The organism is Pseudomarimonas salicorniae (assembly GCF_023156535.1).
GTDB lineage: Bacteria > Pseudomonadota > Gammaproteobacteria > Xanthomonadales > Xanthomonadaceae > Pseudomarimonas > Pseudomarimonas salicorniae.
Window position 1 is genome coordinate 33,092 of record NZ_JALNMH010000001.1, and the last position, 24,118, is coordinate 57,209.

The following is a 24,118-nucleotide window of genomic DNA, read 5'->3' on the forward strand; positions in this document are numbered from 1 at the left end:
CGCTTTCGCGCCAAGCTTTCCGCCAGCCATACGGCGGTTTGCGCCCTGCTGCCAAGCGCCGGCGTTCGCGCTAGCCTCGCCCCACCCCTGTTACCCGGAGCTCCCGATGAGCGCATCCCGATTGCTGGCAGCCCTCGGCCTTGCGGCCGCGGTGGCCGCCTGTACCAACACTCCCAGCGGCCGCAGCCAGCTTCTGCTGGTGTCCGACAGCCAGATGAACCAGATGGGCGCGACGGCCTTTGCCCAGATGAAGGCCAACGACAAGCTCAGCGTGGTGCCGGAGAAGTCCGTCTACGCCCAGTGCATCGTCAACGCCCTGGTGGCGGAACTGCCTGATGAGTGGCGCCGCCTGCAGTGGGAGGCCCAGGCCTTCGCCATTGCCGAGCCGAACGCCTTCGCCCTGCCGGGCGGCAAGGTCGGCATCAACACCGGCCTGCTGCGCGTGGCGACCGACCAGGACCAGCTGGCCGCGGTACTCGCCCATGAAGTCGCCCACGTGACCTACCGCCACGCCGGCGAGCGCGTCTCGCAGCAGCAGCTGGCGCAGACCGGCATGGCCCTGGCCAATGCCTACGCCGGCCGCAATGCCTCGCCGAACGAGACCAAGCTGCTGATGGCGGCGATGGGCGCCGGCGTGCAGGTGGGCGTGCTGCTGCCTTTCTCCCGCGCCCACGAGAGCGAGGCCGACATCGCCGGCCAGGCGCTGATGGCCCGGGCCGGTTTCGATCCCGCGGCGGCGGTGACGCTGTGGCAGAACATGCGCGAGGCCAGCGGCAAGCAGGGCCGTCCGCCGCAGATCCTCTCCACCCATCCGGACCCGGGTCGCCGCATCGAGGCCCTGCAGGCCAATGTCTCGAAGCTGCAGCCGGTGGTGCAGCAGGCCCGCGCCGCAGGCAAGCGACCCAGCTGCCGCGGCTGATCCTGCGCGGAGGCATTCCGGGGCCGCCGGGGACCGGCGACCCCGACCGTATCGGTTGAATCCGCTGCCAAGGCGCCTCCCGCGGAGCATGCTCCGCGGGAGGCCGATGCTCTGGGTTCAGGCGCCGGCGATATCGCTGCGGATCTGCGCCTCGACCGCGGCCAGGGCGGTCATGTTGACCACCCGGCGCACGGTGGCGGCGGGGGTCAGCACATGCGCCGGCTTGGCGACGCCCATCAGGATCGGGCCCAGCGCCACGCCGTCGGTCATCGCCCTGACCATGTTGTAGGCGATGTTGGCGGCGTCGAGGTTGGGCATGACGAACAGGTTCGCCGGACCCTTCAGCGCCGAGCCGGGCAGCAGGCGGTCGCGGATGGTCGAGCTCAGAGCCGAGTCGGCCTGCATCTCGCCGTCGACCTCGAGGTTGGGGTCGCGGCCGCGGATGATCGCCAGCGCGTCGCGCATCTTCAGGGCACCCGGGGTGTCGTGGCTGCCGAAATTGGAGAACGAGAGCAGGGCCACACGCGGGGTGATGCCGAACAGGCGCAGTCGCAGCGCCGCCTGCAGGGTCGCCTCGGCGATCTGCTCGGCGGTCGGATCGGTCTGCACGTGGGTATCGACGAAGAAGAACACGCCGCGGTCATTGAGTACGGCCGAAAGGGCCGAGGTCGACTTCACCCCGACATCGCGGCCAAGCACGTTGACCACGTAGGCAAGCTTCTTGTGGTAACGGCCGACGACGCCGCAGAGCATCGCGTCGGCCTCGCCGCGGCGCAGCATGATCGAGGCGATCACCGTCGAGCGCGTGCGCACCACCGACTTGGCGGCCGCCGGCGGCACGCCGCGGCGCTGCATGATCTCGTGGTAGGTCTGCCAGTACTCAGGGAAGCGCGGGTCGTCATCGACATTGGTCAGCTCGAAGTTCTCGCCGGCCTTGAGGCGCAGGCCCAGACGCTGGATGCGCGACTCGATCACCGCCGGGCGGCCGATCAGGATCGGCTTGGCCAGCCCCTCGTCGACCACGGTCTGCACGGCGCGCAGGACGGTCTCCTCCTCGCCCTCGGCATAGACCACCCGCTTGAGGTCGGAGCGGGCGCGCTCGAAGACCGGCTTCATCAGCAGGCCGGTTCGGAAGACGAACTGGTTGAGCTTGTCGATATAGGCCTGCATGTCCTCGATCGGACGCGTGGCCACCCCCGAGTCCATGGCCGCCTGCGCCACCGCCGGCGCAAGTGAGACCAGCAGGCGCGGGTCGAACGGCCGCGGGATCAGGTACTCGGGGCCAAAGCTCGGCACCTCGCCGGCGTAGGCTGAGCCGAGGTCGGAGGCCTCCTTGCGCGCCAGTGCCGCAATGGCGCGCACGCAGGCCAGCTTCATTTCCTCGTTGATGGTGGTCGCGCCGACGTCCAGCGCGCCGCGGAAGATGTACGGGAAACACAGCGCGTTGTTGACCTGGTTCGGATAGTCCGACCGGCCGGTGCCGATGATGCAGTCGGGCCGCGCGGCCTTGGCGACCTCGGGCACGATCTCGGGGTTGGGATTGGCCAGGGCCATGATGATCGGCCGATCGGCCATCGTCTTGACCATCTCCGGCTTGAGCACGTTGGCCGCCGACAGGCCGAGGAAGACATCGGCGCCGTCGACCGCCTCGGCCAGGGTGCGGGCCTTGGTCTCGCGGGCGTAGCGGGCCTTGTCGGGATCCATCTCCTCGGCGCGCCCGGCATAGACCACGCCCTGCCGGTCGACGACGGTGATGTGCTCCTGCTTCATGCCCAGCGCCACCAGCATGTTCAGGCAGGCGATGCCGGCGGCACCGGCGCCCGAGCAGGCCAGTTTCACCTCCTCGATCTTCTTGCCGGCGATCTCCAGCGCATTGAGGACGGCTGCACCGACGATGATCGCAGTGCCGTGCTGGTCGTCGTGGAAGACCGGGATGCCCATCCGCTCGCGCAGCTTCTTCTCGACGATGAAGCACTCGGGGGCCTTGATGTCCTCGAGGTTGATGCCGCCGAAGGTTGGCTCCAGCGAGGCGATGATGTCGACCAGCTTGTCCGGGTCGCGCTCCTCGACCTCGATGTCGAAGACGTCGATGCCGGCGAACTTCTGGAACAGCACGCCCTTGCCTTCCATCACCGGCTTGGAGGCCAGCGGGCCGATGTCGCCGAGGCCAAGCACGGCGGTGCCGTTGGAGATCACCGCGACCAGGTTGCCGCGGGCGGTGACCGTGCTGGCCTCGTTGGGGTCCTCGACGATGGCCTCGCAGGCGGCGGCGACGCCCGGCGAATAGGCCAGCGACAGGTCGCGCTGGGTGACCATCGCCTTGGTGGCGACGACCTTGATCTTTCCCGGGGGATGCTGGCGGTGGTAGTCGAGGGCGGCTTGCTTCAGGTCTTTGTTCGGCTGGTCGCTCATGATCCCCGGCGTCGCGTGCGGACAAGCCCCGATGTTAACCCGCTGCGCCGGGGCCTGCTTGGCATGCCGCGGCTCCTTCGCAAAGCGCGGCTTCCAGCGCGGCGCCATCGACCGGCTTGCGCAGCAGGGCCTGCATGCCGGCCTCGCGCACCGCCGCCTCGGTGTCGGCGGCGCTGCGTGCACTGACCGCGAGCAGAGGCAGACCCGGATGACGCGCCCGGATCAGGGCCGCGAGCTGCAGCCCGTCCATGCCGGGCAGGTCGAGGTCGAGCAGGGCGAGGTCGGGCAGTTCCTGCTCCAGCTCGGCCAGGGCTTCCAGCGCATGCGCCGCGCGTCGCGTCCGGTGTCCCTGCGCTGCCAGGAGGCCCTGGATCGCCTCGGCGGCGAGAGCGTCGTCCTCGACCAGCAGGATGCCGAGCCCTGAACTCCTATCGCGGGCGGGCGGCAAGGGCCGCCGGGCGCCAGCGGGCGGCTCGGCAGCAGGCAGCGGCAGACGTACCCGCACGCAGGTGCCCCCGCCGGGGGCGGCGTCGAGCGTCAGCGAGCCGCCCATGGCGCGGGCCAGCTCGCTGCTGATCGCCAACCCCAGGCCGGCGCCGCCGTGGCGCCGCGCGGTGTCCTCGCCCTCGACCTGCTCGAAGCGGCGCAGCAGGCGTTCGCGCTGGGCCGGGTCGATACCCGGCCCGCTGTCGATGACCTCGAAGGCGATCCAGGGCGGCTCGGCGGCCGTGACGCAGAGGCGGATTCCGCCAGCCTCGGTGAACTTCAGGGCGTTGGAGAGAAGATTGAGCAGGATCTGCTGCAGGCGCTCGGGGTCGGCCTCGACCCATTCCGGCAGGTCGGGCCCCAGCTCGCAGCCGGCCTTCAAGCCCTTGCCGCGGAGTTGGGTGTCGAGGGTGTCGAGGGCCTGCTGGCAGGCCGTGCGCAACGGCATCGGCCGTGGCCGGATCTCCAGCCGACCGGCCTCGATCCGGGCCAGATCCAGGGCGTCGTCGACCAGCCGCCGAAGCAGGTCGCCGGAACGACGCACGGCTTCCAGCTGGCGGCGCTGGGCCGGATCCAGATCGCTGCCGGCCAGCAGCTCGGCCATGCCCAGCAGGCCGGTCATCGGGGTACGGATCTCGTGGGCCAGGGTGGCGAGGAACTGCGATTTCTGCTCGCTGGCCTGCAGCGCCCAGAGGCGCTGCGACTCGCCGAGGGCGGCGGCGGCCCGGGCCTCGCCGCGTCGGCGGTAGGCGCGCAGCAGGAGGGCCAGCGCCAGCAGCCCGAGCAGGACCTGGCCGGCCCGGGCGATGGGCAGCTGCCACCAGGGTGGCTGCACCTCGATCGCCAGCGGCGGGTGCGCGTGCCACTCGCCGTCGGGGCCGGCAGCCTGCACCTGCAGGCGGTAGTCGCCCGGCGCAAGCAGGGGAAAGACGCGCCGGCTGCTGCCACCCAGCTCGACCCATTCCGGGTCGAAGGGGGCAAGTCGCATGCGGTAGCGCCAGGCATCGGGCTCGACAAAGCTGCTGACCCGCGCTGCCAGGGCGATCTCGCGATCATCGTAGCGCAGTGAAACCACCGGTTCAGAAGCGAGGTCCAGGGCCTGGCCGGCGCGGCGCAGGGACACCGGCTCCAGACGCAGGCGCGGCTCGCGGACGGCGCCGGAGAACAGGGCGCTGTCGACCTGCACCACGGCCTGCGGCAGGACCGCGGCCAGCCGCGCGCGATCAGCCGATTCGACCAGCGGTCGGTCGCTGAACTCCTGCCCCGGCAACCCGTCGCGCACGCCGAAGCGCCGCGCTGTTCCGCGCTGTGGATCGATCCGCCACAGGCCACGCGTGCTGTTGGCCCAGAGCCGGCCGACGGCGTCGGCGGCCAGGCCGCCGACCTCGATGCCGGAGAGCAGGTCCAGCTGGCCGCCGAGTTTCCAGCCCGTCGGGCTCTGGACCATCCAGACCAGGCCGTCGCGCCGCGCCGCCCAGAGCCGGCCCGCGCCGTCGAAGGCGAAGCCGAACACGCGCTCGCCGGCCAGGGCATCGAGGCGGTCGAAACGCCCGCTGTCGGGATCCAGCTGCTGCAGACCGTCGCCGCCGGCGATCCACAGCGACCCGTCCGGGCCCCAGCGCAGCTGTTCGCTGTCCAGACCGGCCAGGCCCTCGGCCTCGGTGAAACGGCGCAGCAGGCGTCCGGCCCGATCGCGCTGCTCGATGCCGCCGCCGTAGACCGACATCCAGAGCGAGCCGTCGCGGGCCGCCAGCAGATGATCGATGGCGCCGAGCGTGGGCGCGTCCGGATCGTCCTTGGCGGCGGCGGTAAAGACCCGCGTCGCGGCCTGGCCATCGAGTGACCGGCGGACCAGGCCTCGGCGGGTCCCAACGAAAAGGACGTCGCCCAGCGGCAGCAGGGCGGTCACCCGCTTGTCGGGCCAGTCGGGGCCGCTCTCGAGCACCGTGCTGCTGGCACCGGTGGCGGGATCGATCCGCTCGACGCGACCATCGTTGCCGCCGGTCCAGAGCCTGCCATCGGCGTCGAAGGCAGCGGCCGAGGGTTCGGCGGTCTGCAGCCCCTCGTCCTCGGCCTGCCAGCTGCGGAAGCGGCGCCACTGTGGCGGCAGGTGCAGCAGCCCGCCGCCCTCGCTGGCCACCCAGAGTCCGTTCTCGTGGTCGCGCAGCAGCTCCATGACTGTGCGCCGCCCGCTACGCCGTGCAGCCGACAGCGCGGGCCGCGCGGCGCCCTCGGCGGGCACCAGGTCAAGGCCGGCCAGCCTGCCGACCCAGAGTGCGCCCTCGGCGTCGGCGGCGACCGAGAGCACGCCGCCCTCGGGCACCGAATCGACCCGCTCGAAGCGACCCTCGGCGTGGCGATAGACGCCATCGCGGTTGCCGATCAGCAGCACGCCCTGATCAAGGGTGAGGCTGAACACCGGGCCCGGCGGCGGAGCGCCCTGTTCGGGCTGCGGTGTCTCCAGCACGCCGTCGCGCAGCCGCTGCAGCCCACCGTAGCTGGCGACCCACAGGCCGTGCTGCGGGTCGACCACCAGCCCGAGGATGTGGTCGGAGAGCAGGCCCTGCTCGCTGCCCCAGTGCCGGCGCTCGCCGGTCTCGGGATCGATGCGCACAAGGCCGGTGCCGAACCCGCCGAAGTAGATCTCGCCGGGCTCGCCCGAGGCGATCGCCCAGACGTCGGCATCGACATCGAGGCCCTCGGCGTCACGCCAGCGCCGCAGCTGCTGGCCGTGTCCGTGGACCTCGGCCAGCCCACCGCCCTCGAAGCCGGCCCAGAGCCGGCCCTCGCCGTCCAGGTGCAGGGCCTGGACGATGTTGGAGGGCAGCGAGCCCTCGCGGCGCGGATCGTGGTGGAACACCTCGAAGCGGCTGCCGTCGAAGCGGGCGAGGCCGTCGGCGGTACCCACCCACAGGCAGCCGTGCAGGTCCTGGGCCAGCGTGTAGACGCGCTCCGAGGGCAGTCCCTCGGCCGCGCCGAGCTGCCGGAACAGCGGCGTGTCGGCAAACGCCGCCGTGGTCCATAGCCCGAGCAGCATCGTCGCGACACAGCGTTGCAGTGCGTGCACTCGCCTTTCGCCCCCCGGCGCGGATAATCCCCGGGGTAGAGCTTTGCTGCCACCGAACGGGGATGCAAGTGCCGTGACCCTGATCCGAGCGATCCTTATGTTAAGCCTTGTCGCGCCGGCCACCCTTCCGGCGGCCGAGCGCGACTACCGCATCGACCCGGTGCATACCCGGGTCGCCTTCAGCGTCGGCCACCTCGGGCTGTCGCGGGCGATCGGTACCTTTTCGGGGCCGCGCGGCTGGCTGAACTTCGACCCCGACGACTTCTCCACCGCCCGCGGCGAGATCGAGGTCGACCTGACCACCCTCGACCTGGGTGACGAAGACTGGAACCGGCGCATGGCCCGCAGCGACAGCTTCGACAGCGAGCGCCACCCGATCGCGCGCTGGAGCGTGCGCCGGGTCGAGCCAACCGGAGAGCACAGCTTCAATGCCGAGGGCGTACTGGCCCTGCGCGGCGGCGAGTATCCGCTGACCCTGGCGGTGACCTTCAACGGGGTCAGGCGGCACCCGCTGACCTTCCGCCGCACGGCCGGCTTCTCGGCGCGGGCGACCCTGTCGCGCGCCGCCCTGGGCATGGACAAATGGAAGACCATGGTCGGCGACGCGGTGGAACTGCAGGTCGAGGTCGAAGCGCGCCGCGGGAAGCGGCGGGCCGACGGCGGCTTCGACGAGGACCCGGCCGACCGAGGGGAGAACGAGCATGCAATGGCGCAATAGCGAAGCCCGCTGGGGTCTGGTCGCGCAGTCCCTGCACTGGCTGGTGGCGCTCGGCGTGATCGGGCTGGCGGTGGTCGGCCTGCTGATGCAGGAGCTGTCGATCTCACCGACCAAGGTGAAGATCTATGCCCTGCACAAGTCGGTCGGGCTGACCGTGCTGGCCTTGGTCGTGTTGCGGCTTGCCTGGCGCCTGTTCGATGCGCGCCCGCCCTACCCGGCCGGCATGCCGGCCTGGCAACGCCGGCTCGCCAGCCTCACCCACGGACTGCTCTACGGGCTGCTGCTGGCCATGCCGATCACCGGCTGGCTCTACAACTCGGCCTCGAACTTCGCCTTGCGCTGGTTCGGTCTGTTCAGCGTGCCCTCCATCAGCGCGCCCGATCCTGAGCTCAAGGCCCTGGCCCAGGACCTCCACACCTGGGGCTTCTACCTGCTCGCCGCCCTGTTCGCCGTCCACCTCGGCGCCGCGCTCAAGCACCATCTGGTCGATCGCGACGCCACCCTGACCCGCATGCTGCCCTTTGCCGGCCGCAAGGAGACCCCATGAGCCTTCGTCCCCTGCTGCTCTGCCTGTTCCTGCCTGCCTCGCTGCAGGCGGCCAGCTGGCAGTCCGTCGAGCCCTCCACGCTGCGCTTCGAGGGCGCAGCGCAGGGCGAGTCCTTCGAGGGCGGCTTCGGGCAGTTCGAGGCGCAGGTCGATTTCGATCCCGAGAACCTCGCTGCCACCCGCTTCGAGGTCAGCATCGACCTCGGCTCGGCGGACAGCCGGAACAGCGAGCGCGACGAGCTCCTGCAGAGCGCGGAGTTCTTCGACGTCGGCAACCAGCAGCGGGCCCGCTTCGAGGCGCTCGGCGCCCAGGCCGAAGACGGCGGCTATGTGAGCCGCGGCACGCTCACGCTGAAAGGCCAGCAGCGCGCCGTGAACCTCCGCTTCCGCTTCACCCCGACCGCGGAAGGCGCCCGCCTCGAGGGCGAGGCCCTGCTCGACCGGACCGACTTCGGCATCGGCAGCGGTGACTGGGAGGACGCCGAAATGATCGACCACCAGGTCCGGGTGCGGACCGAACTCACACTGCGCCCGGCGGGTTGATGCGCTGGCGAAGCTGGCCGGCATCGAAGGGCCAGTCCAGCTCGCCGCCGTCCGCGAGGCCCGAGAGCACCGGCACCCGCGTGCCATAGCGCGCCTCGAGGGCGGGATCGTCGTCGATGAAGACGCTGTCGAAGTCGTTGAGTCCGGCCCGGGCCAGCTCGAGCAGGGCGAGGTCGCACAGGTGGCATTCGTCGCGCTGGTAGAGGATCAGCGGCATGCAGCCGCCCCCCGGCTTGCGGAGCCCGGCCGCGCTGTCGACACTGCTGACTTTTCCTTCCACGGGCGTTTCCGCATGGACGACTCCGGCAATCCCCTGTTGGCCTATTTCGAACGCAATCCCGGGCGCCTGATGCGCAAGTGGATGCACTACTTCGACGTCTACCACCGGCATTTTGCCCGCTTTCGCGGCCGCCCCTGCACGGTGGTCGAGATCGGCGTCTACCACGGCGGCTCGCTGCAGATGTGGCGCGAGTACTTCGGCGAGCAGGCGCGGATCATCGGTGTCGACGTCAATCCGCGGCTGAAGCAGCTCGACACGCCGGGCGTCGAGATCCTCATCGGCGACCAGGCCAACCCGCAGTTCCTGCAGCAGCTGGCGCAGAAGGCCGGCCCGATTGATGTTCTGATCGACGATGGCGGGCACACCATGCAGCAGCAGCTGGTCACCCTGCAGACGCTCTATCCGGCGCTGGCCAGCGATGGCGTAATGCTGGTCGAGGACACCCATACCAGTTACTGGCGCGACTACGGCGGCGGCCTGCGCAATCCGAACACCTTCATGGAGTTCTGCAAGCGCCTGATCGACGAACTGAACGCCTGGCACTCGCGCGACCCGAACAGCCTGGCGCCCTCGCCGTTCACCCGGATGACCCGCTCCCTGCACTTCTACGACAGCGTGGTGGTGATCGAGCGCGGCGAACATCCGCAGCCCATTGAGAAGGAGACCGGCACTCCAAGCTTCGATCCAGCGCGGCCTGTGAACGAGTAGCCACAGCGCGCGGCGCATGAACGGCAGCCGGGCTCCGTACCCCGGCGCACTGCACCCGGCGGCGGGCTTTGCCCCAGAATGCCGGGTACGGCGACGGGAGGGACGTCGCAGGAAACCCAAGACATGGCAGTCAGCATCTTCGACCTGTTCAAGATCGGCATCGGGCCGTCGTCCTCGCACACCGTGGGGCCGATGCGCGCCGGCGTGCGCTTCGTCTCGCGCTGGCTGGAGCAGCCCGGGCGGCTGGATGACTGCGTCCGCGTGCGCTGCGAGCTGTACGGTTCACTGGCCCTGACCGGCCGCGGCCACGGCACCGACAAGGCCGTGCTGCTGGGCCTGGAAGGCGAATGGCCGGACAAGGTCGACCCGGATCGCATCGAGCCGACCCTGGCGCGGATCCGCAAGGAAAAGAAGCTGCAGCTGCTTGGCAAGCGCAGCATCGCCTTCGACGAGAAGCGCGACCTGGTCTTCAACAAGCGGCAGAAGCTGCCCTTCCACACCAATGGCATGCGCTTTGCCGCCTTCGACGCCCAGGACGAGCTGATCGCCACCCGCGACTACTACTCGGTCGGCGGCGGCTTCGTGGTCAACGAGGATGAGGCCGCCGAGGACCGCATCGTCGCCGACACCACCGAGCAGCCCTATTCCTTCGCCAGCTGCGACGAGCTGCTGCGCCACTGCCAGCAGCGCCGGCAGAGCATTGCCGAGCTGATGCGCGCCAACGAACGTGTCTGGCGCAGCGACGAGGCCATCGACGCCGGACTCTCGCAGCTGTGGGACGCGATGCAGAGCTGCGTGACGCGCGGCATCCGCAGCGAGGGCACCCTGCCCGGCGGCCTGCACGTGACACGTCGTGCGCCGGCGCTGTCCAAGGAGCTGTCCTCCCGCCCCGAAGCGGGGATGAAGGATCCTCTGACCGTGCTTGACTGGGTGAATCTCTACGCCCTTGCAGTCAACGAGGAGAACGCCGCCGGCGGCCGGGTGGTCACCGCACCGACCAATGGCGCGGCCGGGATCATCCCAGCGGTCCTGCACTACTACGACCGCTTCTGTGCGAGCAGTCGGAAGGGCGTGTTCGACTTCCTGCTGACCGCGGGGGCCATCGGCATCCTCTACAAGGAGAATGCCAGCATCTCCGGCGCCGAGGTCGGCTGCCAGGGCGAGGTCGGCGTGGCCTGCTCGATGGCCGCGGCCGGCCTCACCGCCGCGCTGGGCGGCAGCCCCAGCCAGATCGAGAACGCGGCCGAGATCGGCATGGAGCACAACCTCGGCCTGACCTGCGATCCGATCGGAGGCCTGGTCCAGATCCCCTGCATCGAGCGCAACGCGATGGGCGCGGTCAAGGCCATCAACGCCTCGCGCATGGCCCTGCGCGGCGACGGCAAGCACAAGGTCAGCCTCGACAAGGTGATCAAGACCATGCGCGACACCGGCCGCGACATGCAGGACAAGTACAAGGAAACCTCCCGCGGCGGCCTGGCGGTCAACGTCATCGAGTGTTAGTCGGCCGGCAGGTTCGGGCGCGAAGTTCGCATTCGCCCCGGCCCCGCTGTAGGAGCCAGCTTGCTGGCGATAGGCGCCCCGGACGGAACGATCGCCAGCGAGCTGGCTCCTACATTCGGGTGTTGTGGAAGGTCTTCTTTGCGCCCTGAGCAGGCCCTCGTGACCGGCCACCTTGTCCGGTCGGCTGGCGCGCAGGGCAAGTCACGCCCGTTGCTCCGCCCGGTCCGATCGGGGTGCGCGGATCCTTTGCCTAGTTGCTGCCGGCAAAGAAGCGACCGCCCCCTCCCCCGCGCAGGGGCCAGGCGTAGCCGATCTCGATCTCGGTATTGACCAGCCAGGTCAGCCTGATGCGCAGGCCGAGGCCGACACTGGCGTGCGGGCCGCGTGGAGAGTCGGGCTCCAGGCTGGCCCCCGCGCCACCGAGCTCGGCCACGGCCAGTAGGCGCAGCCAGCGCCAGCGCAGTGGCCGCAGGTACTCCACGCCGACCAGCCAGTAATCCTCGCCGGCAAAGGTGTCGGAGTCGTAGCCGCGCAGGGTACTGGAGCCGCCGAGGAAGAAGGCGCTGCGGCTGTCGGGGCCGCCGCGACGCAGACCGCCCTCGCCGAGCAGGTGCAGGGTCTGGTGTTCCAGCTCGCCGAGCGGCAGGTAGCGTGCGTAGCGCAGCTGCAGCTGCTGGTAGTCGTAGTCCGAGCCGGGCCCGGCCCACTCGGCCCGGGCGCGGAAGCGCTGGCCGGTTTCGCTGTACAGGTGGAAGCGCAGATCGCTGTAGTCGGCCTCACCGACCAGGGCCAGGGCCCGGCCATCGTCGGGCGGGGCGCCTGGGCCATCGGCCTGCTGGCGCTGGTGAAACAGGCCGCCGCCGACCGTCCAGCCGTGTCGCGGCACGCCGGTGCGCAGATCGCGCAGCACCAGCAGCTGGGCGCGGTCGAGGGTCTCGTCGAAGCCGCCATCCTCGGGTGGTCGGCGGCGCTCGATCCGCTCGACGCCGGTGTCCAGGCGGTAGCGGGTGCCGAACACGTAGGGCGCCGAGTAGCTGATCCGGGCGCTGCGCTCGCTTTCCCGCAGGCGGTCCTCCGGGAAGTCGCCGCGCTCCACATACAGGTTCATCGAATGGTTCCGGCCGCCGATATTGCTCCAGCGCAGCTGCAGGCCGTAGCTCAGGTCGCGGTCGGAACTGGTGTCCAGACGGGGAATGGGCAGGATGTAGAACTTCTCGCGCACCCGGACGATCAGGGCCACACCGCGGCCGGACTGCTCCTCGATCAGCTCGACCTCCCGGAACAGGCCGAGATCCTGGATCGCCTGCCGGCTGGCCTCGAGCAGGTTCGGATCGGCGGGATCGCCTACGCCCAGAGCCAACTCGCGGCGTATCACCTCCTCGCGGGTGACCTCATTGCCCTCGAAGCGGATCTCGACCACGGTGGGCCAGGCCAGCGCCGGCGCGGCGCAGCACAAAAGGGCAAGTCCCAGCAGCAGACGGCTCATGGCAGGAACCCCATGCGCAGGTCACGCCAGGCCCAGGCCCAGACGACGAACATCGCGGTCAGCCACAGGCCGAGCTGCCATTCGAGCAGGTTCTCCCAGCGATCCTTGACTGCCGGCGCCTCGATGAGGGCGCCCGTCGCCACCGAGCCGAGCCCCAGGGCGAGCATGGACAGGGCCACCCAGAGCCAGTGCCGGCGCAGCCCGAACGCCTCCGGGGGCAGGGCGCGGAGCGAGACCAGCAGGGCGAGGTAGGTGCAGGCGAAGTAGACGGTGACACCGTAGCGGCGCAGGGTCCGGTAGATCTCGCCCTCGCTGCCCAGGTACACCGCGTAGAGACCGAGGAAGGCGGCGGCGATAAGGCCCAGCCCGGCCACCGCGCCAACCCCGCTCGCGCCGAGGCCACGCAGCCAGCGCTGCAGCAGCAACCAGCTCAGCGCCTGCAGCGCCGCGCAGGGCAACATCAGCATCTTGAACAGGTCGTTCCCCCAGCCATGACGCGCAGCCCGGCTGATCGAGAACCCGCCGTCGAGATAGGGCACGCCCGCCGGCACGTGACCGTCCCGGGCCGAGAGCCACCAGGCCAGGTGCACGGCGATCACCGGCAGCAGTGCGCACAGCGCCGGCAAGGGCCAGAGCGGAAGCTGGGCGGCGGTTCCCGTACTGGAGGGCAAGACGGCGCTCCGCGGCAGTGGGATCTGGCCATGATGCTTGCGCACTCTGCGGGGCGAAGCCAAGCCCGCTGCCGATATCCGGCCGTGGTTTGGTTCAGCTTTCGGGGCGCCCTGACGGAGCGCTCGGTCGAGGCGACCCCCTCCCAACCTCCCCTACGGCGCAAAGCGCCGCAAGGGGAGGAGCAAAGCCGGCCCTAGGCCCTAGGCCCTAGGCCCTAGGCCCTAGGCCCTAGGCCCTAGGCCCTGAGCCCTAGGCCCTGAGCCCTACCCCATGAATTTCCGATGCGCGTGGATCGACATCACTACCCCGAAGCCGAGCAGGAGGGTCACCGCCGAGGTGCCGCCGAAGCTGAGCAGGGGCATGGGGACGCCGACCACCGGCAGCAGGCCGGCGACCATGCCGCCGTTGACCAGCACGTAGACCGAGAAGGCGAGGCCAATGGTGCCGGCCACCAGCCGGGACCAGGTGTCGCGGGCCATGGCGGCGATCCACAGGCAGCGGCCGACAATGAACAGGCACAGGGCCAGCAGCAGGACGATGCCGATCCAGCCGAACTCCTCGGCAAATACGGCTAGGATGAAGTCGGTGGTGTGCTCGGGCAGGAACTCCAGTCGTGACTGGGTGCCCTGCCCCCAGCCCTTGCCGTCGAGGCCGCCGGAACCGACCGCGATCTTTGACTGGATGATGTTCCAGCCCGCGCCCAGCGGGTCGCCTTCGGGGTCGAGGAAGGTGCGCAGCCGGTCGCGCTGGTAGTCGCGCAGGAACAGCCAGCCAAGGGGTGCGCTGGCCGCGGCGAGGACGCTGGCGAGGACGATCTTCCACCAGGCGATGCCGGCCAGGAACAGCACGAAGGCGCCACTGACCGCGACCAGCAGGGCGGTGCCAAGGTCGGGCTGGAGCAGGATCAGCCCGGTCGGCATGCCGATCAGCAGGGCGCTGCCGCCGATCTCGATCCAGCGCGGCGGCAGCGCCCGATGGTGCAGCAGGGCTGCCACCACCATGGGCACCAGCAGCTTCAGGAATTCCGAGGGCTGCACGTAGACCACGCCGAGATTGAGCCAGTGGCGGCCGCTGCGCCCGGTGCCGAAGAGCGGAACGAGGGCGAGCAGCAGCAGGGCGCCGGCGAACAGCCAGGGCGTCCATTGGCGCAGCGTCCGCGGCGGGATGCGCGAGACCACCCACATGCCGGCCAGGCCGACCGCGAATCGGGCGGCCTGACTGAGCACCAGGTTTAGGTTTCCCGCTGCGGCGGAATGCAGGTTGGCGAGCGCGATGCCCATCAGCAGGATCAGGGCGACCGCCAGCGGCAGGTCGACGCGCGGCGTCGCGTAGTGGCGCAGCAGCGCCCACCATCGCCCCCCGTTCACTGCCCGCCTCCGCGCGCCAGCCAGGCATCGAAGATGCGCCGCGCCACCGGCGCCGCGGCGCGTGAGCCCGACCCGCCGCTCTCGACGACGACGGCAAGCGCGATGGTCGGTGCCTGCGCCGGTGCGTAGCCGATGAACAGGGCGCGATGGCGCAGGTGAAACGGCAGGCTGTCGAGGTCGATGGCCTCGTCGGTTCGCCGGCTGACCCGCTGTGCGGTGCCGGTCTTGCCGGCGATCAGATAGCCGGCATCCCTGGCTGCCTCGCGTGCAGTGCCGGTCGGCGAGTGCATCACCGCGACCAGGCCATCGCGCACCGCTTCGAGATGCTCTGCATGGAGCTGCAGATCGACTGGATCGGGGCGCGCTTCGACGATGCGCTCGCCGGAATAGACGCGCTGGGTCTCGCGGAGCAGGCGCGGCGTGCGCAGGCGCCCGTCATCGGCCAGGGCCGCGGTGGCGCGGACCAGCTGCAGCGGCGTGGTCACCCAGAAGCCCTGCCCGATCCCTGCGATCACCGTCTCACCGAGGTACCAGGGTTCGTTGCGTGCGGCCTGCTTCCAGCCGCGGGTGGGCAGGATGCCCGAGGCCTCGCCGATCAGGTCGATGCCGCTCGGGCTGCCGAAGCCGAAGCGCGACAGGTAGCCGCTCATCCGGTCGATACCCAGCTCCACCGCGGCCTGAAAGAAGTAGGTGTTCACCGACTGCGCCAGTGCCTCGCGAAGATCGACCCGGCCGTGCCCGCCGCGGCGCCAGTCGCGGTACTCGCGCTGCAGGCCGGGCAGCTTGTAGGCGCCGACCGAAAGCACGGTCTGCTCCGGACGCATTACACCGAGTTCCATCGCGGCGAGGCCGACGAAGGGTTTCAGGGTCGATCCGGGCTCGTAGCCGCCGAGCAGCGCTCGGTTGTACAGCGGCCGCGAGGGCACCTGCAGGGCAGCGTAGTCGCCGCGGCTGATGCCATTGACGAACAGGTTGGGGTCATAGCTCGGCAGGCTGACCAGGGCCAGCACCTCGCCGGTGCGTGGATCGATGGCCACGGCGGCGCCGTGCTGCCCTTCGAATGCGGCCACCGTGGCCGCCTGCAGCGCGGCGTCGATGCTGAGATAGAGGGTCTCGCCGCTTTCCGCCGGCTCTGCGCGCAGCACGCGAAGCACCCGCCCCTCGGCGTTCACCTCGACCTGCTCGAAGCCGACCTCGCCATGCAGGCGTGATTCGTAGAAGCGCTCGATGCCGGCCTTTCCGATATGGGTGGCCCCGGCATAGCGGTCGGGATCCAGCTCGGCGGCGTCCTGGCGGTCGATGCGCCCGACGTAGCCAAGCACGTGAGCGAAATCCGGCCCCTGCAGGTAGCGGCGGGTCAGGTAGGGCGCCACGTCGACGCCGGGGAAGCGGTGCCGGTTGACCGCAAAGGCGGCGACCTCGGCCTCGGACAGGCGCAGCTTGACCGGAATCGGATGGAAGCGGCGCTGGCCGCGACGGGCATCGTGGAAGCGCTCCAGCTCGTCCGCGCTCAGCGGGATCACCTCGCCGAGTCCGGCCAGCGTGGCCTCCAGGTCCTCGACCTGCTCGGGCACCAGCTCCAGCCTGTAGGCGGGCACGTTGTCGGCCAGCAGCACGCCATTGCGGTCGTAGATGCGGCCGCGCGCCGGCACCAATGGGCGCAGCTTGATCCGGTTCTGGTCGGCGCGGGCGCTGAGCGCCTCGTGCTGGAGGATCTGCAGGGTGAAGTAGCGTCCGCCGAGCACGATCATCCCCAGCGTCACCAGCAACAGGCCGACCAGGGCACGCCGCTGGAACAGCGCCGTCTCGGCGAGTGGGTTCTTCATTCGCCGCTGCCGCATCGGTCAGACGTCGCGGTGGCGGGCGCGCAGGCGCAGCTGGTCGAGTAGCAGGAATACCCAGGGCCAGAGCAGCATGCCGACGACCGGTGAGATCCAGAAGTCGGCCCTGGGCACCCCCTCGCCGCTGGCCACCCGCACCGCAAGCACCACAACGCGGTCGTTGGCCAGCAGGACCAGCACCGCCAGCGCCTGCTGCGAGAGCGGGAAGAAGCGCAGTCGGGCTCGGAAGCGCAGCACGAGAAAGGCCAGGATGCACAGGCGCAGGGCCTGTTCGCCGAGCAGGGTGCCGTAGACGATGTCGGCGGCCAGCCCGACCAGGAAGGCCACGCCGAGCCCGAGTCGCTCCGGCGCCTCGAGCGCCATGTAGATCACCAGCAGGCCGATCCAGTAGGGCTTGAAGCCGTCCAGCGGATCGGGAAACGGCACAAGCCCCAGCAGCAGGGCAGCGATGAGTGCACCGAGGAACAGCAGCGGACCGCTTCGCGGCCGGCTCATCGGCGGTCTCCCGAGGTGGGCGTCGCATCGCCGGCCGCAGCCGCAGCCGCAGGCTGCGCGGGCTCGGGATCCGGCAGCTCGGCCAGGCTGCGCGGGGGACCGACGTCCAGGGCATCGCTGGCCGGCCGGGTGCGAACCAGCAGCAGCTCGCGGCCGCGCGCCAGCAGGGCCGCCGGACGCGCCTCGGCGACCACGAACAATCGGGTCTGGTCCTGCTCCAGCCGGGTGACCGTGCCCACCGGCAGCCCGGCCGGGAAACGGCCGCCGAGCCCCGAGGTGATCAGCAGGTCGCCTTCGCGGATGTCCGCGCTCTGCGGGATGTTCGGGATGCGCAGGCGGTCCGACTCGCCGGTGCCGTAGGCAATCGTCCGCACGCCACTGCGTCGCACCTGCACCGGCACCGCATGGGCAGGGTCGGAGACCAGCATCACCGTCGCCCGCAGCGGGCCCGACTCGATCACCTGGCCGAAGACTCCGCCGGCGTCGATCAGTGCAGCGCCGGGCTCGATCCCGTCGCGCAGCCCCTCGTCGAGGAGGGCACGGTGACGGAAGGGATCGAGGTCGACGTCGGCCAGGCTGACCAGACGCGCCTCCAGCTGCAGGCCGCGGGTCCCGCCGAGCAGCCCGCGAAGGCGCCGATTCTGGTTCTGCACGGCCTCAAGGCGGGCCAGCTGGGCCCGGGCCACCAGCAGCTCCTCGCGCAGCGTCTCGCGCTCCGCGTGCAGCTGCTGGCGATCGGCGGCGGCGCTGTAGACGTAGCGGGCCAGCGCCACCGGCGACTGGGCGATCCAGTACAGCGGTTCGGCCATCACCCCGAGCAGCTGCCGGGTGCGATCAAGGTAGCCGCCACGAAAATCGGTGACCATCAGCACCACCGCCAGCAGCAGGTACACCAGAAGGCGGAGAGTGCCCGCGCCACCGTCCGAAAACAGCGGTGCGGAGGGCGCGGTGGCATACCTCACGCGATGGGCTCCCGGGTGGCGTTACTCCGGCGAGAAGAAATCGTTTCCGTGCATGTCGATCAGCTCCAGTGCCCTGCCGCCGCCGCGGGCGACGCAGGTCAGCGGATCATCGGCGACGTGCACGTGCAGGCCGGTTTCCTCGGAGATCAGCCGGTCGAGGTCGCGCAGCAGGGCGCCGCCTCCGGTGAGCACGATCCCGCGCTCGTAGACGTCGGCGCAGAGCTCGGGCGGGGTCTGCTCGAGCGCCGCGCGCACCGCGCTGACGATGCCTGACAGCGGCTCATGCAGCGCTTCGAGCACTTCGTTGGAGTTGATCGAGAAGTTGCGCGGCACGCCTTCGGCCAGGTTGCGGCCGGAGACCTCGATCTCGCGCACCTCGGCCTGCGGGAAGGCGCAGCCGGCTTCGATCTTGATCCGCTCGGCGGTGGTCTCGCCGATCAGGGTGCCGTGGTTCCGACGCACGTAGTTGATGATCGACTCGTCGAAGCGGTCGCCGCCGATGCGCACCGACTGCGAGTAGACGATGCCGTTGAGCGAGATCACGGCCACTTCGGAGGTGCCACCGCCGATGTCCAGCACCATCGAGCCGCGGGCCTCGTGGATCGGGATGCCGGCGCCGATCGCGGCGGCCATGGGCTCCTCGATCAGGAACACCTCCCGGGCCCCGGCTTCCTCGGCCGACTCCTTGATCGCGCGGCGCTCGACCGAGGTCGAGCCGCAGGGCACGCAGATCAGCACGCGCGGGCTCGGGCGCAGGATGCGCGCCCGGTGCACCTTGCGGATGAAGTGCTTGAGCATTTCCTCGGTGGTGGTGAAGTCGGCGATGACGCCATCCTTCATCGGCCGGATCGTGCTGATGTTGCCGGGCGTGCGGCCGAGCATGCGCTTGGCCTCGGCGCCGACCGCGGCCACCGACTTGGGCGAACCCGGCCCGCGGTCCTGGCGGATCGCGACCACCGACGGTTCATTGAGGACGATGCCCTGGCCACGGACATAGATCAGGGTATTGGCCGTTCCCAGATCGATCGACAGATCGTTGGAGAACAGGCCGCGCAGGCTCTTGAGCATGGGAGATCTTCGAACGGTGGGCGTTGCCGCGCAGCGGGGTGCGCGAAACGTGAAAGGGCGGAGATGGTAACAGCGGCGGGAAAACGGCGGCAAACGGGCGTTTGCACGGGCCCCTGCCCGGCTGCCCGACCGTCCGGCGCGGAGCGGGGGTTAGAATAGCGGGCTTGGCCCGGCGTCGGGGCCGTCAATATGAATCGGGAGTAAGGATGTCTGCACTGATCTGCGGCTCGCTGGCCTTCGACACCATCATGGTGTTTCAGGACCAGTTCAAGAACCACATCCTCCCGGACAAGGTGCACATCCTCAACGTCAGTTTCCTGGTGCCGCGGATGCGCCGCGAATTCGGCGGCTGCGCCGGGAACATCGCCTACAACCTGAAGCTGCTCGGCGGCGACCCGATCCCGATGGCCACGGTGGGCCAGGATTTCGGCCCCTACCGCGAGCACTTCGAGGCCTGCGGCATCCCCCTCGACCACGTCAAGGAGATCGAGGGCCTGTACACCGCCCAGGCCTTCATCACCACCGACCTCGACGACAACCAGATCACCGCCTTCCACCCCGGCGCGATGATGCGCTCCTACGAGAACCACGTCCGTGACGTGGCCGGGGTGAAGTTCGGCATCGTCGGCCCGGACGGCTACGAGGCCATGCTGCAGAACTCGCGCGAGTTCGCCGAGGCCGGCACCCCGTTCATCTTCGACCCCGGCCAGGCCATGCCGCTGTTCAAGGGCGAGGAACTGCGCACGATGATCGAGCAGGCCACCTACGTCACCGTCAACGACTACGAGTCCAACCTGCTGCAGGAGCGTACCGGCTGGGACGAGAAGGCCATCGCAGAGCGGGTCCGCGCCTACATCATCACCCGCGGCCCGCAGGGCTCGGAGATCCACGTCCAGGGCAAGGAACTGCTCAAGGTTCCGGCGGCCAGCGCGCTGCGCGTGGTCGACCCGACCGGCTGCGGCGACGCCTACCGCGCCGGGCTGATCTTCGGCCTGATGCGCGACATGGACCTGGCCACCACCGGGCGCATCGCCTCGCTGATGGGCGCGCTGAAGATCGAGCACCTCGGCCCACAGAACCAGCGCTTCGACTTCGACGAGTTCAGCTCGCAGTTCCGCCAGCAGTTCGGCTACGCGCTGCGCTGAGCCCGGCGACCCGGCATGGAAATCTTCAAGGCCTTCACCCTCGAAGCGGCGCACCGCCTGCCCAACGTGCCGCCCGGGCACAAGTGCGCGCGCCTGCACGGGCACTCCTTCCGGGTCGAATTGAAGGTGGCGGGGCCGATCGACCCCGCCACCGGCTGGGTGATGGACTTCGCCGACATCAAGCGCGCCTTCCAGCCACTCTACGACCAGCTGGATCACCACTACCTCAATGACATCGAGGGCCTGGAGAACCCCACCAGCGAACAGCTGGCGATCTGGATCTGGGAGCGGCTACGTCCCGCCCTGCCCCTGCTCGCCGAGGTGGTGGTCCACGAAACCTGCACCTCCGGCTGCCGCTACCGCGGCGAGGACGCGGCAACCGACTGAAACTGAACGGAAATCGGATTTATGTTGCAGTGCAACATAGGCGCTGCTAGAGTGCACCTCCAGACAAACCGAAAGCCGTGGAGGGCATCATGATGTTCGAGCAGTTCAACCAGCCGTTCGTTTCCTATTCGAAGCAGTTCGCCGAGTCGGCCCTGAAGGCGCAGCAGATCGCCCTGGGCAACCTCGAGGACCTCGCCAAGCTGCAGATGAAGGCGATGGAAGACCGCGTGAACGCGACCTTCGAGTTCATCGGCGAAGCCTCCGAAGTGCGCGACTTCGACGGCGTCAAGGCGATCTGGCCGAAGGGCTTCAATCTGGTCAAGGAATCCGGCGAGCAGCTGTTCTCGCTCGGTCAGGAAGCCATGACCCGCAACGTCAAGACCGGTGAGGCCATCAGCCAGCTGGTGAAGACCCAGGTCGAGGCCGCCGGCGAGACCGTGGCCAAGGCCGCCCCGAACAAGGCCGCCCGCGGCAAGTAATCGGAAACCAGCGCCGGATTCGAACGCGGCCCGCCTCGGCGGGCCGTTTTCGTTTGCGGCGGCGCGAACTTCCGCGTCGGGTTCCACCCTGCGATCCGGCACCTGCCGCCGGACCCATGCAACTTGGCCCGCGACCACGCGGCCCGCACAATGACGCGCCCTGCCTTCCGCAGGCTGCCAGGCCATGCCATGAATCAATCCAGCACCGATCGCCCTGGCCTGCTTGCCTGGTGCCGACCCGGCTTCGAGGGCGAGATGGCCGCGGAGCTCGGCGAGCGCGCCACCGCGGCTGGGGTGGCCGGGTATGCGCGCGCGCAGCGCGGGGACGGCTATGCCCTGTTCCTGCTGCATGAGGACGACGATGGCGCGGCCGCCCGTGCCCTGACCTGGCGACAGATGATCTTTGCCCGCCAGCTGCTGCGCCTGCGCGCCGAGCTGCGTGGGTTGGATACCACCGACCGGGTGACGCCCGTCGTTGAGACGCTGTCGCGCATCGCGCCGCGCAGCGGCTGGGGCGATCTCCTCGTCGAGCACCCGGACAGCGACTCCGGCCGACAGCTCGCCGGCCTCGCCCGCGCCTTCGGCAATGCGCTGCGCGCGGCACTGCGCAAGCAGGGCCTGCTGAGCCCGCAGCCGGTCAGTACGCGGGCCCGGCTGCACGTGGGTCTGCTCGCCGGCGACCACCTGCTGCTGGCCCAGGGTGACCCGGCCCACTGCCCCGACTGGCCGGGTGGCGTGCCCCGGCTGCGCATGCTTCGCGACGCGCCCTCGCGCTCCGCACTGAAGCTGGAGGAAGCACTGATGGTGCTGCTGACCACCGGCGAGCGCGAGCGCTGGATGCAGCCGGGCATGCGCGCGGCCGACCTGGGCGCCGCGCCCGGAGGCTGGAGCTGGGTCCTTGCCCGCGAGCACCTGCGAGTGAGCGCTGTCGACAACGGCCCGATGGCGGAGAGCGCGATGGCCACCGGTCTCATCGACCACCTGCGTGCCGACGGCTTCACCTGGCAGCCCCCGAAGCCCCTCGACTGGATGGTCTGCGACATGGTCGAGCAGCCCATCCGCGTCGCCGCAAGAATGGCCACCTGGCTGCGCGAAGGCTGGTGCCGGCAGGCGATCTTCAACCTCAAGCTGCCGATGAAGAAGCGCTGGGAGGAAACCCGCCGCTGCCTCGACCTGCTCGAGAACGAATCAGGCGGCCCGCTGGAACTGCGTGCCAAGCAGCTCTACCACGACCGCGAGGAGATCACCGTCTTCGCGCGGCGGAGCTGAGTCCATCGCCACCGGCATCGGGTCGGCCGGCGCTCACCTCTCGCGCCAGTTCTTCTCCATCTCAAGGTAGGTGAAAGAAGCCGACCAGGTGAGCAGCACGAAACCTACCAGGGCCTCGGTGCCGATCAGGAAGCGGATCGGCCCGAGCGGCGCGACGTCACCGAAGCCGACCGTGGTGTAGGTCACCGCCGAGAGGTAGACGGAGTCGAGGACCCGGGCGCTGCTGATGCCAACCATCGAACCCGCCTCGGGCAGGTGCAGCAGGCCCCAGATCCCCAGGCCGAACAGCCAGATCTCGGCAATGTGCAGGGAGATCGCTCCGAGCACCGCGTAGAGCACTCGCGGCCGCCGCGGGCCCTGCTTGCGGGACAGGCCGCGGGCCAGCCAGCTGAGGCCCTCGTAGTGGCCGACCACGCAGGCCAGCACCAGCACGACGGTGGCGGCGACGACGAGGCCGTTGACCAGCCAGTTGGCGTATTCCATGACATGACGATGGCGTGGCCGCCGGGGGCTTGTCCAGCCTCCGCGGTGGACGGCCAACCGCGCCGGCCGGACCGGGCCGGCGCGGCGCGGTGATGCCCGCCCCTACTTGCGCTTGTCCAGCGGCACGAAGGCGCGATCCTCGGGACCGGTGTAGTTCGCGCTCGGCCGGATGATCTTGCCGTCGACGCGCTGCTCCATCACGTGCGCGGTCCAGCCCGAGGTGCGGGCGATGACGAACAGCGGGGTGAACATGGCGGTGGGCACGCCCATCATGTGGTAGCTCGATGCGCTGTACCAGTCGAGGTTGGGGAACATCTTCTTCATGTCCCACATCAGCGTCTCGATGCGCTCGCTGACCTCGAACAGGGTCTTGTTGCCGCCCTCGGTGCACAGCTTGCGCGAAATCTCCTTGATGATCGGATTGCGCGGGTCGCCGATGGTGTACACCGGATGGCCGAAGCCGATGATGATCTCCTTGCGCTCGACGCGCGCGCGGATGTCGGCCTCGGCCTCGTCGGCGCTGGCGTAGCGGGCGATGATCTCCATCGCCACCTCGTTGGCACCGCCGTGCTTGGGGCCGCGCAGGGCGCCGATGGCGCCGGTGATGCAGCTGTGCATGTCCGAGCCGGTGCCGGCGATCACCCGGGCGGTGAAGGTGCTGGCGTTGAACTCGTGCTCGGCATAGAGGATCAACGACTGGTCCAGGGCCTTGGCGTGTAGCTCGCTCGGCGGCTCGCCGTGCAGCAGGTGCAGGAAGTGCGCGGCGATCGAATCGTCCTCGGTCTCGACGTCGATGCGTCGGCCGTTGCGGGTGAAGTGCCACCAGTACAGCAGCATCGAACCGAAGCTGGCCATCAGCTGGTCGGCGATATCGCGGGCCTCGTGCATCGGGAAGCCATCGCGCTCCGGCAGGACGTTGCCGAGCACCGAGCAGCCGGTGCGCATCACGTCCATCGGATGGGCATTGGCCGGGATCAGCTCCAGCGCCTCGGTCACGATCGCCGGCAGGCCACGCAGGCGCTTGAGCTTGGTCTTGTAGGCGCGCAGCTGGTCAGCGGTGGGCAGGCTGCCGTGGACCAGCAGGTGGGCGACTTCCTCGAAGCAGGCGCCCTCGGCGAGATCCTTGATGTCGTAGCCGCGATAGGCCAGGTCATTGCCGGTGCGGCCGACGGTGCACAGGGCGGTGTTGCCGGCGGCGGTGCCGGAGAGGGCCACCGATTTCTTCGGCTTGGGCAGGACGGAGGCGGCTTCGCTCATCGTGCGGATTCCTTGGGTTCGACAA

22 protein-coding genes are annotated in these 24,118 nt (G+C 69.8%); 10 read left to right on the forward strand and 12 right to left on the reverse strand.

What is annotated here, in order from left to right; genetic code table 11:
* The first annotated feature begins 106 nt into the window (after positions 1 to 106).
* Positions 107 to 919, forward strand: a complete 813-nt coding sequence (locus M0G41_RS00125; protein ID WP_248203983.1) for a M48 family metallopeptidase — start codon at positions 107 to 109, stop codon at positions 917 to 919.
* Positions 920 to 1,036: 117 nt separating this feature from the next.
* Here M0G41_RS00125 and M0G41_RS00130 read toward each other — a convergent pair whose 3' ends face one another.
* Positions 1,037 to 3,331, reverse strand: coding sequence for an NADP-dependent malic enzyme (locus M0G41_RS00130; protein WP_248203985.1), 2,295 nt, complete (start codon positions 3,329 to 3,331; stop codon positions 1,037 to 1,039).
* Positions 3,332 to 3,365: 34 nt separating this feature from the next.
* On the reverse strand, positions 3,366 to 6,884 hold the full coding sequence (locus M0G41_RS00135; RefSeq protein WP_248203986.1) for an ATP-binding protein: 3,519 nt from the start codon (positions 6,882 to 6,884) through the stop codon (positions 3,366 to 3,368).
* 97 nt (positions 6,885 to 6,981) lie between these two features.
* Here M0G41_RS00135 and M0G41_RS00140 point away from each other — a divergent pair, with 97 nt between their 5' ends.
* The 3 genes from M0G41_RS00140 to M0G41_RS00150 are packed head-to-tail and all read left to right on the forward strand — an operon-like array spanning position 6,982 to position 8,691.
* On the forward strand, positions 6,982 to 7,602 hold the full coding sequence (locus M0G41_RS00140) for a YceI family protein (protein ID WP_248203987.1): 621 nt from the start codon (positions 6,982 to 6,984) through the stop codon (positions 7,600 to 7,602).
* Entirely contained in the window at positions 7,586 to 8,149 is a 564-nt protein-coding gene (locus M0G41_RS00145) for a cytochrome b (protein ID WP_248203988.1), read from the forward strand. The genes M0G41_RS00140 and M0G41_RS00145 overlap by 17 nt, the downstream gene beginning before the upstream one ends.
* Positions 8,146 to 8,691, forward strand: coding sequence for a YceI family protein (locus M0G41_RS00150; protein ID WP_248203989.1), 546 nt, complete (start codon positions 8,146 to 8,148; stop codon positions 8,689 to 8,691). Before M0G41_RS00145 ends, M0G41_RS00150 begins: the two co-directional genes overlap by 4 nt.
* Here the strand turns inward: M0G41_RS00150 and M0G41_RS00155 are convergent.
* A complete protein-coding gene (locus tag M0G41_RS00155) occupies positions 8,669 to 8,908 on the reverse strand; it encodes a glutaredoxin family protein (protein WP_248204739.1) in 240 nt (79 codons plus the stop codon). The genes M0G41_RS00150 and M0G41_RS00155 overlap by 23 nt on opposite strands.
* Before the next feature lie 75 nt (positions 8,909 to 8,983).
* On the opposite strand from M0G41_RS00155, the gene M0G41_RS00160 reads away from it, so the two are divergent.
* Together M0G41_RS00160 and M0G41_RS00165 are read left to right on the forward strand one after the other, a co-directional pair.
* Positions 8,984 to 9,679 (forward strand): class I SAM-dependent methyltransferase, encoded by a 696-nt coding sequence (locus M0G41_RS00160; protein ID WP_248203991.1) that lies wholly within the window; start codon positions 8,984 to 8,986, stop codon positions 9,677 to 9,679.
* A gap of 123 nt (positions 9,680 to 9,802) precedes the next feature.
* On the forward strand, positions 9,803 to 11,182 hold the full coding sequence (locus M0G41_RS00165) for an L-serine ammonia-lyase (protein ID WP_248203993.1): 1,380 nt from the start codon (positions 9,803 to 9,805) through the stop codon (positions 11,180 to 11,182).
* A gap of 250 nt (positions 11,183 to 11,432) precedes the next feature.
* On the opposite strand, the gene M0G41_RS00170 is transcribed toward M0G41_RS00165, so the two are convergent.
* The 7 genes from M0G41_RS00170 to M0G41_RS00200 all read right to left on the reverse strand — a co-directional run bounded on the left by M0G41_RS00170 (position 11,433) and on the right by M0G41_RS00200 (position 19,073).
* Entirely contained in the window at positions 11,433 to 12,668 is a 1,236-nt protein-coding gene (locus tag M0G41_RS00170; protein ID WP_248203995.1) for a BamA/TamA family outer membrane protein, read from the reverse strand.
* Entirely contained in the window at positions 12,665 to 13,339 is a 675-nt protein-coding gene (locus M0G41_RS00175; RefSeq protein WP_248203997.1) for a hypothetical protein, read from the reverse strand. The genes M0G41_RS00170 and M0G41_RS00175 overlap by 4 nt, the downstream gene beginning before the upstream one ends.
* 264 nt (positions 13,340 to 13,603) lie before the next feature.
* Positions 13,604 to 14,707 carry a rod shape-determining protein RodA gene (rodA, locus tag M0G41_RS00180; RefSeq protein ID WP_248204011.1) on the reverse strand — a complete coding sequence of 368 codons (1,104 nt, stop codon included), beginning with the start codon at positions 14,705 to 14,707 and terminating at the stop codon, positions 13,604 to 13,606.
* Positions 14,704 to 16,533: a penicillin-binding protein 2 gene (gene mrdA, locus M0G41_RS00185; RefSeq protein WP_248204013.1), complete on the reverse strand. Its 1,830-nt coding sequence runs from the start codon at positions 16,531 to 16,533 to the stop codon at positions 14,704 to 14,706. The genes rodA and mrdA overlap by 4 nt, the downstream gene beginning before the upstream one ends.
* Before the next feature lie 18 nt (positions 16,534 to 16,551).
* Positions 16,552 to 17,043, reverse strand: a complete 492-nt coding sequence (gene mreD, locus M0G41_RS00190; RefSeq protein WP_248204015.1) for a rod shape-determining protein MreD — start codon at positions 17,041 to 17,043, stop codon at positions 16,552 to 16,554.
* A complete protein-coding gene (gene mreC, locus M0G41_RS00195; RefSeq protein ID WP_248204017.1) occupies positions 17,040 to 18,005 on the reverse strand; it encodes a rod shape-determining protein MreC in 966 nt (321 codons plus the stop codon). Before mreC ends, mreD begins: the two co-directional genes overlap by 4 nt.
* A 21-nt stretch (positions 18,006 to 18,026) precedes the next feature.
* Positions 18,027 to 19,073: a rod shape-determining protein gene (locus M0G41_RS00200; RefSeq protein ID WP_248204019.1), complete on the reverse strand. Its 1,047-nt coding sequence runs from the start codon at positions 19,071 to 19,073 to the stop codon at positions 18,027 to 18,029.
* 206 nt (positions 19,074 to 19,279) lie between these two features.
* Between M0G41_RS00200 and M0G41_RS00205 the strand changes: the two genes are divergently transcribed.
* The 4 genes from M0G41_RS00205 to rlmM all read left to right on the forward strand — a co-directional run bounded on the left by M0G41_RS00205 (position 19,280) and on the right by rlmM (position 22,353).
* On the forward strand, positions 19,280 to 20,218 hold the full coding sequence (locus M0G41_RS00205; RefSeq protein ID WP_248204021.1) for a carbohydrate kinase family protein: 939 nt from the start codon (positions 19,280 to 19,282) through the stop codon (positions 20,216 to 20,218).
* Positions 20,219 to 20,233: 15 nt separating this feature from the next.
* Positions 20,234 to 20,605: a 6-carboxytetrahydropterin synthase QueD gene (gene queD, locus M0G41_RS00210; RefSeq protein WP_248204022.1), complete on the forward strand. Its 372-nt coding sequence runs from the start codon at positions 20,234 to 20,236 to the stop codon at positions 20,603 to 20,605.
* 89 nt (positions 20,606 to 20,694) lie between these two features.
* Positions 20,695 to 21,084, forward strand: a complete 390-nt coding sequence (locus tag M0G41_RS00215; protein ID WP_248204023.1) for a phasin family protein — start codon at positions 20,695 to 20,697, stop codon at positions 21,082 to 21,084.
* Positions 21,085 to 21,273: 189 nt separating this feature from the next.
* The gene (rlmM, locus tag M0G41_RS00220) at positions 21,274 to 22,353 is read left to right on the forward strand and encodes a 23S rRNA (cytidine(2498)-2'-O)-methyltransferase RlmM (protein ID WP_248204025.1); all 1,080 of its coding nucleotides are present in this window, start codon (positions 21,274 to 21,276) and stop codon (positions 22,351 to 22,353) included.
* A 33-nt stretch (positions 22,354 to 22,386) separates the two neighbouring features.
* Here rlmM and M0G41_RS00225 read toward each other — a convergent pair whose 3' ends face one another.
* Entirely contained in the window at positions 22,387 to 22,836 is a 450-nt protein-coding gene (locus tag M0G41_RS00225; RefSeq protein ID WP_248204026.1) for a potassium channel family protein, read from the reverse strand.
* A 102-nt stretch (positions 22,837 to 22,938) separates the two neighbouring features.
* The gene (gene prpC / locus M0G41_RS00230) at positions 22,939 to 24,093 is read right to left on the reverse strand and encodes a bifunctional 2-methylcitrate synthase/citrate synthase (protein ID WP_248204027.1); all 1,155 of its coding nucleotides are present in this window, start codon (positions 24,091 to 24,093) and stop codon (positions 22,939 to 22,941) included.
* Between the last annotated feature and the right edge of the window lie 25 nt (positions 24,094 to 24,118).